This window comes from Flavobacterium buctense (assembly GCF_014486695.1).
Taxonomy (GTDB): Bacteria; Bacteroidota; Bacteroidia; order Flavobacteriales; family Flavobacteriaceae; genus Flavobacterium; species Flavobacterium buctense.
The window spans coordinates 34,802-48,940 of sequence record NZ_JACTAB010000005.1 but is presented as its reverse complement, the minus strand read 5'-3'; the positions used below and the strand labels follow the sequence as shown (position 1 = coordinate 48,940).

17 protein-coding genes are annotated in these 14,139 nt (G+C 35.0%); 7 read left to right on the top strand and 10 right to left on the bottom strand.

From position 1 onward, the window contains the following. Positions 1-3 precede the first annotated feature (3 nt). The 7 genes from ICG50_RS09290 to ICG50_RS09260 all read right to left on the bottom strand — a co-directional run bounded on the left by ICG50_RS09290 (position 4) and on the right by ICG50_RS09260 (position 5,930). Positions 4-900: an ABC transporter ATP-binding protein gene (locus tag ICG50_RS09290; protein ID WP_187660639.1), complete on the bottom strand. Its 897-nt coding sequence runs from the start codon at positions 898-900 to the stop codon at positions 4-6. 48 nt (positions 901-948) lie between these two features. Then, complete coding sequence (locus tag ICG50_RS09285) at positions 949-1,215, bottom strand: hypothetical protein (protein WP_187660638.1); 267 nt, start codon at positions 1,213-1,215, stop codon at positions 949-951. A gap of 136 nt (positions 1,216-1,351) precedes the next feature. Further along, positions 1,352-3,199: a hypothetical protein gene (locus ICG50_RS09280; protein ID WP_187660637.1), complete on the bottom strand. Its 1,848-nt coding sequence runs from the start codon at positions 3,197-3,199 to the stop codon at positions 1,352-1,354. A 119-nt stretch (positions 3,200-3,318) separates the two neighbouring features. After that, on the bottom strand, positions 3,319-4,377 hold the full coding sequence (locus tag ICG50_RS09275; protein ID WP_187660636.1) for a nucleoid-associated protein: 1,059 nt from the start codon (positions 4,375-4,377) through the stop codon (positions 3,319-3,321). A gap of 47 nt (positions 4,378-4,424) precedes the next feature. Further along, on the bottom strand, positions 4,425-4,784 hold the full coding sequence (locus ICG50_RS09270) for a four helix bundle protein (protein WP_187660635.1): 360 nt from the start codon (positions 4,782-4,784) through the stop codon (positions 4,425-4,427). A 93-nt stretch (positions 4,785-4,877) separates the two neighbouring features. Further along, positions 4,878-5,414: an IS1096 element passenger TnpR family protein gene (locus ICG50_RS09265; RefSeq protein WP_187660634.1), complete on the bottom strand. Its 537-nt coding sequence runs from the start codon at positions 5,412-5,414 to the stop codon at positions 4,878-4,880. Between the two features lie 120 nt (positions 5,415-5,534). After that, positions 5,535-5,930, bottom strand: a complete 396-nt coding sequence (locus ICG50_RS09260; protein WP_187660633.1) for a hypothetical protein — start codon at positions 5,928-5,930, stop codon at positions 5,535-5,537. Between the two features lie 178 nt (positions 5,931-6,108). Here ICG50_RS09260 and ICG50_RS09255 point away from each other — a divergent pair, with 178 nt between their 5' ends. From ICG50_RS09255 to ICG50_RS09225, 7 genes are all read left to right on the top strand, one after another. Further along, entirely contained in the window at positions 6,109-8,262 is a 2,154-nt protein-coding gene (locus ICG50_RS09255; protein WP_187660632.1) for a TonB-dependent receptor, read from the top strand. A 195-nt stretch (positions 8,263-8,457) separates the two neighbouring features. Then, complete coding sequence (locus ICG50_RS09250; RefSeq protein WP_187660631.1) at positions 8,458-9,078, top strand: tetratricopeptide repeat protein; 621 nt, start codon at positions 8,458-8,460, stop codon at positions 9,076-9,078. Between the two features lie 95 nt (positions 9,079-9,173). Further along, entirely contained in the window at positions 9,174-10,511 is a 1,338-nt protein-coding gene (locus ICG50_RS09245) for a 2TM domain-containing protein (protein WP_187660630.1), read from the top strand. Between the two features lie 41 nt (positions 10,512-10,552). Further along, entirely contained in the window at positions 10,553-10,852 is a 300-nt protein-coding gene (locus ICG50_RS09240; protein ID WP_187660629.1) for a 2TM domain-containing protein, read from the top strand. Between the two features lie 2 nt (positions 10,853-10,854). Continuing rightward, complete coding sequence (locus tag ICG50_RS09235) at positions 10,855-11,160, top strand: 2TM domain-containing protein (protein WP_187660628.1); 306 nt, start codon at positions 10,855-10,857, stop codon at positions 11,158-11,160. Between the two features lie 2 nt (positions 11,161-11,162). Then, the gene (locus tag ICG50_RS09230; RefSeq protein WP_246448732.1) at positions 11,163-11,465 is read left to right on the top strand and encodes a 2TM domain-containing protein; all 303 of its coding nucleotides are present in this window, start codon (positions 11,163-11,165) and stop codon (positions 11,463-11,465) included. A gap of 88 nt (positions 11,466-11,553) precedes the next feature. Continuing rightward, positions 11,554-12,309 carry a LytR/AlgR family response regulator transcription factor gene (locus tag ICG50_RS09225; protein WP_187660626.1) on the top strand — a complete coding sequence of 252 codons (756 nt, stop codon included), beginning with the start codon at positions 11,554-11,556 and terminating at the stop codon, positions 12,307-12,309. Positions 12,310-12,314: 5 nt separating this feature from the next. Here ICG50_RS09225 and ICG50_RS09220 read toward each other — a convergent pair whose 3' ends face one another. From ICG50_RS09220 to ICG50_RS09210, 3 genes are all read right to left on the bottom strand, one after another. Next, complete coding sequence (locus ICG50_RS09220) at positions 12,315-12,608, bottom strand: type II toxin-antitoxin system RelE/ParE family toxin (RefSeq protein WP_187660625.1); 294 nt, start codon at positions 12,606-12,608, stop codon at positions 12,315-12,317. Continuing rightward, a complete protein-coding gene (locus ICG50_RS09215; protein WP_187660624.1) occupies positions 12,601-12,849 on the bottom strand; it encodes a type II toxin-antitoxin system ParD family antitoxin in 249 nt (82 codons plus the stop codon). Before ICG50_RS09215 ends, ICG50_RS09220 begins: the two co-directional genes overlap by 8 nt. 134 nt (positions 12,850-12,983) lie before the next feature. After that, positions 12,984-13,844, bottom strand: a complete 861-nt coding sequence (locus tag ICG50_RS09210) for an OmpA family protein (protein WP_187660623.1) — start codon at positions 13,842-13,844, stop codon at positions 12,984-12,986. Between the last annotated feature and the right edge of the window lie 295 nt (positions 13,845-14,139).

The following is a 14,139-nucleotide window of genomic DNA, read 5'->3' as shown; positions in this document are numbered from 1 at the left end:
CTTTTATTTATTGGTTAAGGCTAAAAATTGTTCTTCTAAACTCAGTTTTTTCACCACTAAATGATTGAGGTAAACAGCTCTTTCAGACAAGTATTGATTTAATTGTGCAGCATCGACTTCATTTTTAAAATGAACGATGACTTTACCTTCTGTTTCTGAAACTTTCTCTATGTCAGGATGCGACTTGATGGTGTCTACAAGCTTTTTAGTATCGTTTGCTTGTAATTCAAAATAGGCTTCATGCGCCACCATTCCATCCACAGTTCCACTGTAAAGAATTTCACCATAGCGCAAAACCAACACATGACTGCAAACTTTCTCCACTTCGTCTAAAAGATGTGAAGCCAAAAGTATCGTTGTGCCTTGGGAAGCAATTAATCTTATAATGTCACGAATTTGATGAATGCCCTGCGGATCTAAACCATTGGTGGGTTCATCCAAAATTAAAATTTCGGGATCATTCAAAAGGGCAGACGCAATAGCCAAACGCTGTTTCATTCCCAGTGAGAAAGTTTTAAACTTACTGTCTTTTCTATCGATAAGGCCAACGACCTCTAATTTTTCATCGACTTTACTATAATTGATGCCTTTAATTTTACAAACTAATTCAAGGTTTTCTTTGGCTGACATGTAAGGATAAAAATTGGGACGCTCAATAATGGCTCCGACTTTTTTCAAAGCTTCATGTGTTTGCAAGGCGCCGCCAAACCAACTGTAGTCTCCGGAAGTTTTGTTAACCACATTTAAAACAATACCTAAAGTAGTAGATTTTCCACTTCCGTTTGGTCCGAGTATGCCGTAAACATTGCCTTTGTGTATTTCTAGAGAAACGTCTTTTACAGCATGAATTTTGCCGTAACGTTTGTTGAGTTTGTTAATGGAGAGAATGGTAGATTCCAATGGTCAGTTTTTTTTGGTTTCAGGTATGACGATTGAAATCTGAATTTGTTACTGTTCTTTTTTTTGAAAGTAAAACCTATTGATAAATTGCTTTTTCAGATTTAAATAGAAAAGCGTTTCGTTGATGTCTTTGAGTTTAGAAGTCAATGTTATTTTATGACCTCTACTGTCATTCGTTGCTTGTAATTTGCAAATTTCACATTGGTATTCACTAAAATGAATATTGATTTTTTTAGTTTCTGTAAACCGATGTCCAAGAAAGGAACAGCGAAAATTTTTTTTTACCATTCCATGAGTTAAGTAGTTTAGTTTCATAGGATAAGGTTTTAATTTAGTATTGTAAACTTATTTCTTTGACGTTGAAATGCCAAAAATAATCGTTAAATTACACGATATCAATAATTTATAAATGATAAAACTTACAATAAGTAAACAGTAAGGTAGTGTGGTTTTATTTATAAGGGACAATTACTGGTTGGCCAATCTGGAAATCCGGTAAGGCTAAGTCATCATTTTTGAAGGAATTTGTTTTGTAAACATTATCACCTTCAAAGGGAATAGATGGATAATAAGAAAGGGAAATTTGGAAACTGTTAAATACTAAATAATCATTGTTAATTAAAACGCCCAAACTAAATTTAGAGTACAGTTTACTATCAAAAACTTTATCCGTTTCATCCCCTAAAAATCCAAAGGTCATGTTGTAAAACGGACTAAAGTGAAAGCCATGCCAATTGCCCGGAGCATAGGTTTGCGTTTGCAAGGCCATAGAAAATTTTTTGGTGCCATTAATCGAAGGATTGTTAAATCCGATTATTCCATTGTCATCTGAAAGTAGTAGACGGTCTCTACTCACCGGAGCTCTATGATTTCCAATAACCAATTTAGGTTTGATGAATTGTCTTATTTTCCAGTTCCCCAAGTATTGCAAATTGGTAAAATAGTTTCCTTCAATTTTAAAAGTGGTTTCTTCTGTACAACCGTTATTGAAAAAACTTCCCCATTCCGTATTTATACTTAAATAACCAAAAGAAAAATAATCTCCGTAGGCAAATCGGGCACCAAAATAACTTCTTCTCATGTCATTTTTATCCTGAAATCCTCCGGTAATTGAATAGATTTGTCCATAGGGAATATCTTCAATAATCCCAAAGTTGAATAAGTATTTGTCCTCGGCAAATTTTCGGGTATTCAATCCAATTGTGGCTAAGTATAATTTTTCTGAAGCAAAAAATCTTTCAGGATCATAAACCAAAGATGGCATTTCACGATAATCAACATTCTTGTAGCCAATGGTGGTAACCAAGTTTGTAGTTCGGTAATCTTCATCTCTTCCTTTAAATATTTTAAACGAATGGCCTAACCAATATTCTTGGGTTTCCAGTTTAAACCGTTGGGTTTCATAATTACTATTCTCCAACGATAAGGAATCAACATAAAATCGATTTTCAAAATAGACACCGCCGGCCAATCGGGTGAAAGGAGAGAAAAATTGCCGTTCAATTCGGGCACTTTTGGTCGTATTATTATTGATTGAATTTTCATAAGTAAAGACCGAATTGATAAAAGTATTTTTAATATTATTTATCGAATATTGACCTAAATAAGCATTTTGACCGGTGTCAAATCGTTTAGTGAAATCGTTTCTGAATTCGTGTCCCAATCCCAAAAAATTACGTTCGGTTAACTCAAAATTTCCTCTGGTACTTGACAAACTTCCGGTTGGGATCAAACTCCAAGAATCTAAAACCCTTATTGAAATGTCAACAGAGTCTTTGCTGCCCGGAATTTCTACCGGTTTGATTATGACACTTCTCGTGTAACGTTGGCGACGAATTAAACGCTCAGATTCCTTGACAACCAGAGAATCTAATGGTTCATTCTTTTTGAAGAGAAGAAGGTTTCGGATGGTCCAGACTTTCGATTTAAGGTGGAGTCTATTCCCGAATTTTTCAAATCCTTTTTCGGGTACATCTTTGTAATTGTCAATAGAATACCCAAAAGGATCTAAGGTTTCGATATTGATGTTTCTGACAATTTTTCCTTCGCTTCGATCAAATGCCTTTTTGATTAAGAATCTTCTTCTTTTGACGCTTGACGATGAGGCTTTTGCCTTTCGGTTAGATTTGAACAGCAGTTTGTAAATGAACTTATTGAACTTACTCTTTTTAGACAACTTTTCAATGTTCTTGTATACTTTTACAGAATCATTACCACTATTAGTTTCCTTTTGTTGCGCCGATAAATTTTGGCAACAAAAAAGAAGCAGTAGGAAGTATATAAAATGCTTTGAGGACATTGAATTGTGTTAACTAATGGTGAAAGGTATAAAATAATTCACCACATAAAAAAAATCCCCAATTCTTTTAACAATTGAGGATTTTTTTGTCATTCCTTATTTATTTGGAGCTTAAAACTCTAACTTTTTTGTTCTTTGTTGAAATAAACCAAGTAATAATACATTTGTTTTTCTTCGTCCCAACCTTTTTCTACATATTTCTCAGCACTTTCCGGGTTGATGAAATCAAGTTTAATTTGAATATTAGTGTCTAAATTAATCACGTTTTTGATTGATTTTCGTGCGTCGGTTACGGCAGCATTGGCAATCGGGAAATTGGTAATGTCTTCTATACTGTATTTTTCACCTTTGTCTACTTTGTAGTTTTTGAATTCCGGAATCAAATCAGGATTGTCTAATACTTCGTTTAAGAATTTACTCTCTTCGAATTCGTCATTTTTAGCAAAATAATTTACCGAACGGTTCATAAACATCACTTCTTCTTTCTTGTCTTCTGCCGGAAGTACTACATCTTTGGCAAAGCCTTGGCAGAATTTCAAATACTTTTTGGTGTAGAAATTTTCATCCTGAAAAGCATCTACCGAAAGGAAATGCTCCAACCAATAACGCGCGTCATAACGGTTGCTGTCAATGGTTAAAATCTTGTAACCTTCTTCTTTTTTATAATTGAAAATTAAACAACCTTTGTCTAATTTATTCAAGTTAATCCCTTGTTGCAAAATCATTTCCAAAGTACTGCCTTTCTCCTCAAACTGCATAAAATCAGACTTGATCTCGCTTTTAAAAACACCAATCGCATCGACTACATTATTGTCGATTGAAACATTGGTCAAATGGGCAACATAAACTTCCCCATTCTTAATATGCGGATGGTTGGATTGCTCGAATAAGTGTTTGGTTATCTTTTTAGAAATTTCATGGGTATCATTCGGATTGGTGAAAATCTCAGTCGCCAAGTTGAACATGTCATTGTATTCCAAATCGACATCATGGGCAAACTGAAAATAATTTTCTTCCTTTTCACGGAAAGGCTTAAAGAAATATTCTTTTAACAGAGGAACAATTTCGTCATTCAATCCATAAGGTTGTTCTGAAAGGAAAATGGCTTCGTTGCGGCTTTTGTTTCCAACTCGGTGGATGGATAAGGACTCGATGTGGGCGTTGAATAGGTTGATCATTTTTGGTCTAAGGTGCTAAGGTGCTGAGGCGCAGAGGTTCTAAGGTTTTAGTCTCTTTCTTTAATTTTGTTGATGAATGAGACTAACATTCTTTCAAGTTCTCGACTGTCTTCGTATATTTTGTTAAATTCTTGTTCGGTTAAGTATTCTTTATTTTTCCCAATCTCTAATTGTGTTTGCAATTCAAATAATGAGGCTATTGAGACATTTAAAAATCTAAGATATTCTTTGTTGCTATCTCTTCCAAAGCCTTCGGCTATATTACTTGGAATCGATATGGCGCTTCGTCTGATTTGTGATGTTAATCCAAAAATTTCTTCTTTAGGAAAGTTATTGGTTGAAAAATAAATATTGGTAGTTAGTGTCATGGATTTCTGCCATACTTGTAGATTTCTAAAGTTGCTCATTTTTAATTGATTTAAAATTTAATTAAAAATAATAAAAATCTTATAATTACAAGCCTTAGCACCTCAGAATCTTAGTTCCTCAGGACCTAAATACTAATTCCAATTCTCCTCAAACCCAAAATCCTCAAAGCTGTCATCGCCGCCAAACATATCTAAATCGTCTTCATCTAAATCATCTTCAAACTCGGAGTAGAAATCTTCGTTTTCGGCTTCGAATTCTTTTTCCGGAGCAATAGCCGGTAATACACCGTGAGAGAATAATAGGTTTGGATAAGTTATACCAATTTCTTCGTCTTCGACTGCGGCCAATTCTACCAGGAATGTCCACATATTGATGAAGTCGTAAACGTAAATGATTTTGGTTTGGTCTTCACCTAATAATTGATTCAATGGATAATCACTCATGATTTTTTGTTCGCCGGCAACATCACCGGTGTCAAACATCGGGATTTCTTCTTCCTGATTCCATTGGTCATCACAGGTGTAAAAGGAAGCCACTTCCAAACCGTCAAAACCAAAAGCGTTGACAATAGCATTGTGTAAATCTTCTAAAGTATCGTCTTCCTGAATCGCAATATCTCTGAAAACATCTTCTTCGGCATCGAGAATTGCTCTGAATTTATAAATCATAATCGTAATTTTAATAAGCGCACAAAGGTAAATTTAATTTGGTAAAAACGATTTACGATAGGTAAATTGTTGAAAAGTATTTCCACAAAAAAACCTAACGGTTAAGTTAGGTTTTTAGCTTTATTTTTTTTCGGTTTTACTCATACTGACAATGCTGAGGAAAGTGTCATTTAGTTTACCCAATACTTTGGTTATTTCGTCATCGTTGCCTTTTTGTTGGACCAAGTCGTAAAGTGTTTTAGTGTCTCTTTTGAGAACAACCAGTGATTCGATTAACTTTGGACTTCTGAATTCTTCGGGCATGTTTTCAACCGACAAGGCTTTGGCTTTTTCTAAAAGTAATTCGGAGTATGTTTTAATCGGATTCAAATTTCCTTCTGCAGAAGAATGAAAGGTTTTAGACATTACTTCGTGGTAAGCTTTGATTTGAGGCCATTTTTCAATGATAGTCTGTGCTGAGACAGAATTGAAAGCAAAGAATGCTGCAAAAGCAAAAAGCGATTTGATAATTTTCATAGGTTAAGTTTTTTTTTTTTGGTGATACAATGCTACTAATTTTTATTCGTATTTTTAGTTAAAGGATTTTATTTTTTGAAAACCATTTACAACTCATCGGCATAAAACAACAATTCGGTAAACTTAAATTTCTTAGTTTTATTTTTTGTCGCAAGTTTGCTTCATCAAAATAAAACCCATGAAGACCATTTACACCTTTCTGTTTTTTTTAGTTGTTTTAACCGGTAACGCCCAACAAATTGTTTCAGGTACTGTGCTTGATGAAAAAAGCAAACCTATAGTCGGGGCGAATATTTTCATCGATGGCACTTATGATGGCACTTCGTCTGATGAGAACGGAAATTTTAAATTCACTACAACAGCCAAAGGCAATCAGATTTTAGTGATTAGTTTTTTGACGTATGAAACTTTAAAGGCTCCAATTGATGTTGCCACTTGCCAAGACAAATCCTTCAAGCTTAAAGAAAGTGTCAACACACTTGATGCTGTGATTGTAACAGCCGGAACTTTTGACGCAGGCGATAAAGCCAGAGTTTCAGTTTTAAAACCCTTAGACATAGTGACTACAGCCGGTGCGATGGGTGATATCGTTTCAGCATTGCAAACCTTACCCGGAACACAAACCGTTGGCGAAGACGGAAGATTATTCGTTCGCGGTGGCGAAGCTGATGAAACCCAAACTTTTGTAGATGGTATAAGAGTAGCACAACCTTATGGTGCGACGACAGCGAATGTACCAACTCGTGGTAGATTTTCACCGTTCTTGTTCAGCGGAATGTCGTTTTCTACCGGTGGTTATTCTGCCGAATATGGCGAAGCGTTGTCGAGTGTCTTACTATTAAACACCCAAGACGAAGCCGTTGAAGAGAAAACCGATATTTCTTTGATGACTGTGGGTTTAGGTTTAGCCAATACCCAAAAATGGGGCAACAACTCCTTAAGTTTCAATTCAGCTTATATTAATTTGGCTCCGTACCAAAAAGTGTTTCCGCAACGTGCCGATTGGAACAAACCTTTTCAATCGCTTTCGGGTGAATCGGTATACCGACACAGTTTTACTAATGGGTTGTTTAAATTATATGCGGCGTTTGATGCTTCTCAATTCGATATCAACAGTGAATCCATCAACAATCCGGATAAAATCAGAGTAGATTTGGACAATAATAATTTTTATCTGAATTCGTCCTACAAAGGTAATTTTGGTTCGCAATGGCAATTGTTTACCGGTTTAAGTTATGGTTACAGCCAAAATAAAATCGGGATTGATTCAGATAATGTAGCCAACTCAGAACATTCGTCTCATTTGAAATTAAAACTAAAAAAATCATTCTCTGATAGAGTTAAATTGTCTTTTGGTGGCGATTATTTCATCACAAAATTCGACGAAGAATTCAAAGCGTATGAAGGTAACACTTTCAACAGCGGTTACGATGCCAACATTGCAGCATTCTTTACCGAAGCGGATATTTTCTTCTCTAAAAAGTTTGCCGTAAAATTAGGCGCAAGGATATCCAATAACGATTTGTTACAGGAAACCGTAATTGCTCCTAGAGCATCATTGGCTTATAAAATTTCCAAAAACGGTCAGTTTTCTTTTGCTTACGGAAGCTTTACCCAAGCACCAAGACAAGATTATTTGAAATATGCCGATTATTTGGATAGCGAAAAAGCACAACATTATATTTTGAATTACCAATACAGTAAAGACCGAAGAACATTCCGTGCTGAGGTTTATTTTAAAGACTATTCCGATTTGGTCAAATATGATACAGAAGCTACTCAGTTTAATTCCGATTTCAATAATTCAGGAACAGGATATGCCAGAGGTTTGGATGTGTTTTGGAGAGACAATAAAACCATCAAAAATGTTGAATATTGGATTTCGTATTCTTACATCGATACCCAAAGAAATTATAAAAACTTTACTGCCGAAGTAACCCCAAGTTTTGTGGCCAACCACAGTTTAAGTGTGGTAAGCAAATGGTGGATTAACAAACTAAAATCTCAAGTCAGTATAACCAATTCGTTTTCCACTGGAAGACCATTCAACAATCCGAATGAGACACAATTTATGAATGGCAGAACCAAAGGCTACAATAATTTGAGTTTAGGCTGGGCTTATTTAATGACACAACAAAAGATTTTGTACTTTTCAGTATCGAATGTTTTAGGAACTGCCAACGTTTTTGGTTACGAATATGCAAACTCACCAAATACCGATGGCGTTTACAACAGAAGAACCATCAGACCAACGGCTGACCAGTTTTTCTTTGTAGGCTTCTTTTGGACGATTAGTGAGAATAAGAAGGAGAATCAGTTGGATAATCTTTAAGAGGCGCTAAGGCGCTGAGGTACTAAGGGAAAAGCCTTAGAACCTTAGCTCCTCAGAACCTCAGAACCTTCAAGAAAAACAATTCATCCCCAAAAATCAACAGTTCAGTAACTATAAGTTTTACAACAACAAAAACCGAGATACTTTTGGACTATAAAATAACAAGAGTTTTAATCATCAAATAAATTAAAAGACATGACAAAAATTATCACCACTATCGCATTATTCGTTTGTTCGTTATTATCAGCACAAACACAATTTGAACAAGGCATGGGAAGATCTCTCGGACTTTGGGGAGAAGGCAAAGCACAGGAAGCTTCTGATTTAATGGAACGCATCTCAGCTGCAGAGAAAACAAATTGGTTACCAAATTATTACGTAGCTTTAATCAACACCACAGAAGCTTTTAAACCGGCTAACAAAGCAAAAGTTGCAGCGTTGTTGGAAAAAGCACAAAACGCACAAGATGCAGCCACAATGATTAGCCCTAACAACCCGGAATTAATGGTAATGCAAGCGATGATTTACACCGCAATGATTGTTCAAGATCCGATGGTCAACGGCATGAAATATTCTCCCAAAGTAATGGAATTATACACTAAAGCCAGAATCATTGCACCCGAAAATCCGAGAGTAGTTTTTAGCAAAGCCGATTTCGAAATGGGTGGCGCACAATGGACCGGAGCCGATGTGAAAAAATTATGCGAGGAAATCGCAAGTTCAATTCCACTGTTTGAAAGATTCAAACCGGAAACTCCTTTTCACCCAAATTGGGGTTTAGAAAGAGCACAACAATCCTTGAAGAATTGTAAATAAATAAAAAGGTACTAAGGTGCTGAGGCTCTTAGGTTCTAAGTAAAAACCTCAGTACCTTAGTGCCTCAGAACCTCAGAACCTAAAAAAAGTAAGTAATGAAACAATTAATCAAAGAAATCCCAAGAGCGATAATCATTTCCATCACTATTTTTTTTGTGTTGTTATTGATTAGGCTGATTGTTGGAAATAAAGTTGAGTTTAATCATGCTTTGTTGGTCAACTTTGGATACACCATGCTTTATGGTTTCTCGTTGTACTTTGCTAATGCTGCCATTTTTATCTATTTGGATCAAGTTTTTAAGGCTGATAGGTTTACCCCAAAAAGAATATTTCTTGGCTTTACATTTTCTTTTTTAGTTTCAATTGCGGTAATTTTTTTATTGAGAGTTTTTGAAGATGTGATTGTCGAAGGTGTTTCATTGACGGATTTTTTAAGTAAGGAACAGCTTTCGAATTATTTGGTATCCATTATCATTACCTTCTTTGTTACACTGGCTTTTCATGCGTTTTATTTTTACAAAGCTTACGCCGAAAACAAAGTCAAAGAACAAAAGGTTATCGCCGGCACTGCATCGGCACAGTTTGAAAGTTTAAAAAACCAAATCGACCCACATTTCTTGTTCAATAGCTTGAATGTACTGAGTTCATTGATAGAAGAAAACCCCGATAATGCACAAAAGTTTACGACTTCTTTGTCTAAAATCTACCGTTATGTATTGGAACAAAAAGACAAAGAACTGGTTTCGGTAGAAGAGGAATTGGCTTTCGCCAAAACGTATATGAATTTGCTCAAAATGCGTTTTGAAAACAGCATCAGTTACGAATTGCCAAGTGAATTTGAGAATCCGAATGCTAAAGTGGTACCGCTATCGTTACAACTTTTATTGGAAAACACCATTAAGCACAATGTGGCTAGCGAGCAAAAACCATTGCACATTAAAATTTATATTGAAAATAATTACTTAATCGTTGAGAATAATTTACAGAAAAAAGAAGTCTTGCAAGACCGAAAAGGCGTTGGACTGCAGAACATCGTCAATCGTTATGCTTTGATTTCGGCCCGAAAAGTTTTGGTAGACCAAACCGAAACCGCTTTCAAAGTAAAAATTCCGATTTTAACCAAACAAATTGTCATCATGGAAACAAAAAATATTTATAATGAAAACATGGCTTACATGAAAGCCAAAGAACGAGTAGAAAAACTCAAAGGATTTTACGGCAACTTAATTTCATACTGTTGCGTGATTCCGTTTTTAATCTTTATCAACTTAAAAAGCGGAGGATTTCAATGGTTTTGGTTCCCAATGTTAGGTTGGGGAATGGGATTGACATTCCATGCCCTAGAAACTTTCGGTTACGGAAAATCATGGGAAGAAAAGAAAATTCAAGAGATTTTGAATAAAGAAAATAGTCAAAGCAACAAATGGAGTTGATTAGAAGTAGCAACTCAGTCACTCAGCAACTAAAAAAAAACATGGAAACAAATAACGACTACGAAAAATACCAGCGTGCCAAAAAACAAGTAGAACAAATCAAAGGATTTTATAGTCACTTGGCTTCTTATATCTTAGTAATGGCCATTTTAATCTTTATTAATTTAAAATACACACCGCAATATCTTTGGTTTCTTTGGTCGATGATGGGTTGGGGAATTGGATTGTTTTTCCACGCGATGAAAGTGTTCAATTGGATGCCATTCTTTAACCAAGAATGGGAAGAAAAAAAGATCAGAGAATACATGGAAGAAGAAAATAATAAATCTAAATACGAATAGTTATGGAAAATTTAGACGAAATAAAATACCAAGAAGCAGTAAAGAGAGTACAAAAAATTAAAGGATTTTATTCTCACTTAGCTGTATATGTGTTAATTAGTTTATTTATTGTGGTAAAAAAGACTCAAAAAATTGATGAAGGTGAAACTATTTGGCACGCATTTTATGTTCCTTTTTTTTGGGGAATAGGTGTAATAATACATGCATTGAATGTTTTTGATAAATTATCATTTTTAGGTTATAATTGGGAAGAAAAAAAGATAAGAGAATACATGGAAAAAGAAAATAAAAGAAATAAATTTGAATAATGATGGAAAATTTAGACGAAATCAAATACCAGGAAGCCGCCAAAAGAGTGAAGCGAATTAAAGGTTTTTACTCGCATGCTGCGGTTTATGTGTTGATTAACATCATACTGTTAATCGTAAACACTCAAAATTCTTCCGAAGGTTTTTTAAACTGGAAAAACTTTACCACGCCTTTATTTTGGGGCATAGGTTTAGTGGCTCACGGATTTTCAGTTTTTGTACCTACAATGATTTTGGGCAAAAATTGGGAAGATAAAAAGATTAAAGAGTTGATGGAGAAGGAGAAAAATAATAAATGGGAATAAAATAGGTGCTAAGGCGCTGAGGTACTAAGGTTCTAAGTAAAAAGACCTCAGAACCTTAGTACCTAAGATCCTCAGAACCTTAAGAAAAATGAACATCATAATAATAGAAGACGAAAAACCCGCCGCCAGATTACTCCAACGCAAAGTGGAAAAGCTAGGCTTGCAAATCAATACACTTTTACATTCTGTAGAAGAATCGATTCATTGGTTCAACTCGAATCCGCATCCCGATTTGATTTTTCTCGATATCCAATTGTCCGATGGTTTATCGTTTGAAATCTTTGAAAATATTGACATCAAAAGTGCGGTGATTTTTACTACGGCTTATGACGAATATGCGTTGCGGGCGTTCAAACTGAATAGTATCGATTACCTATTGAAACCAATTGACGAAGACGATTTGGAAACGGCCGTCAATAAATTCAAAGCGAGAAATATCGCAGCGCCGAATCTTTCATTGGATTTTGAAATGATCAAAAAAATGTTGGTCAACCCAATAGACAGAACCTACAAAAAGCGCTTCACCATTAAAATGGGACAGCAGTTGAAGATGATTAATATTGAGGAAGTCGAATGTTTTTACAGCGAAAACAAAGGCACTTATTTACACACTTTAGACAATCGTGATTATTTATTGGATAACACTTTGGAACAACTCGAAACCGAACTTGACCCAAAAGACTTCTACCGTGTTTCGCGCAAATTCATCATCCCGATGAAAACCATTAAAGAGATTCAGTTGCACAGCAATTCAAGGCTTAAAGTCATTTTGCCGACATATAAAGACGATGAGGTAATCGTAGCGCGAGAAAGAGTGAATGATTTTAAGGAGTGGTTGGGGTAGGCGTTTTATAGGTGTTTTTTTAAATCCATCATGCCGTGTAATATTCTAACAATTTCGATTTCATTTACAGCTATTATTCTGTAAAAAATTAGGTGTTCTCCGGTTTTAAAACCTAAAATGTTTTTTTCAACGACTTCGTATGATTTACCTTGATTGGGTTTGTTGGCTAATTCTTGGCAAGAATCAATAAGTAAATTATAATAAATTGAGGCTTGGTTTTCAGACCAAGTTTCTGCTGTATAATGCCAAATAGCTCCTAAATCTTTAACGGCTTTGTTGGTTAAGTAAAACTTAGCCATTCTTTTTTGTTGACTTCAGTGTTTCTAAATGTTTTTTCGGATCAAAGTCGACAGCACGACCGCTATCAATTCCTTCACGGATAGCATTGCGCAAAACCATTACGCGATTTTCTTCTTCTTCCAAAAGACGAAGTCCGGCACGCACAACTTCACTTGCATTACTGAAACGGCCTTTAGAAACCGTTGTTTCAATAAAACTTTCGAAATGAGTGCCTAATGATATTGAGGTGTTTTTTCCCATGATAATCTCATTTTTAAGTAAAGTTACCAAAATTTGGTAATTAAACAATTTTTTTAATGGAAAGTTTTGGGAAAGCAGTTGTGACGCGAGAAAGAGTGAATGATTTTAAGGAGTGGTTGGGGTAAGTAGCACTTTCATTCTGTTTTTAAGAATTCAACGCGCCTATTTTTATTACGTCCTTCTTCGGTATCATTAGAAGCGATAGGTTGTAAACTCCCAAATCCATTATAGGTAAAACGATTGGCATCAATACCTTTTGAAACAAGGTAATTTAAAACTGCTTTGGCTCGCTGTTCTGAAAGAAGCTTATTTTTGGCTTCTTTGCCTACATTATCGGTATGGCCTCTTATTTCTATTTTTATTGATTTATTGGTCAGAAGTTGAAGGGCTAATTTATCTAATGACGCAAAGGACTGCTCTAATAAAACGGATTTGTTGGTTTGGAATAGTACGCTTTCCAAAATTACAACCTCTTCATATTTATTGGCTCCGGGCAATCCATAGACACTTCCCAAATCAAATCCTGGTGAGGAACCTTTATTATCTTTCCCGATAATTTTAATGAATTTGACTTGTTTTTTATAGGCAATTGTTGCTAAATCAAATTCATTCACACTTCCATTACCAGCGATTCCTAAAAGCGTATACTGCACATTATCAGAACTTACAAACACATCTGCATATTCTCCAGCACCGCCGACCTCTTCAATAAAAATATCATTTTGATTAGGAGCATCAATGATATAGTTATTAGTGAAACCTACTACTACAAAACTTCCTTGTGGTAAACTTATAAAACAATCATTTTTATAGAAAAGAGAATCTAAAGCGATAACTGTTTTTCTTGAGGGAACTTTTGAGCCTCCATAAAAAACATCTTTTGTTTTAGTCGTACTGTTGTAGGAATCAATTATTACATCGGGATATTGACTTTGGTTTTGAGAAAATAAGAGGAAAGCATGTAAGAGGAGAAGAATTAAAAAAGACTTAATCATATTGACTTTGAGTTTAAGTATTTAAAGTAAACGAAAGGTTTTACTTATTATTGTCTATTGTAAAGATTACTTTTTCAAAAAAGATTCATACATCATTAGTTTTAAATTTATTTGAGGTTATTAGCCAAAACATCTTCCAAAGTACTGCAATTACCATTCGAAGCACAATTTCTAAACTCCGAAGCTGTTTTGTATGAGTTAAAAATCCTTTCTTGGTTGTCTGAAGCTTGTTATTGGATGTCCGAAATGCATTCTTGTCTTTCCGAAGTTTTTTCGTGGCCGTCCGAAGAATATT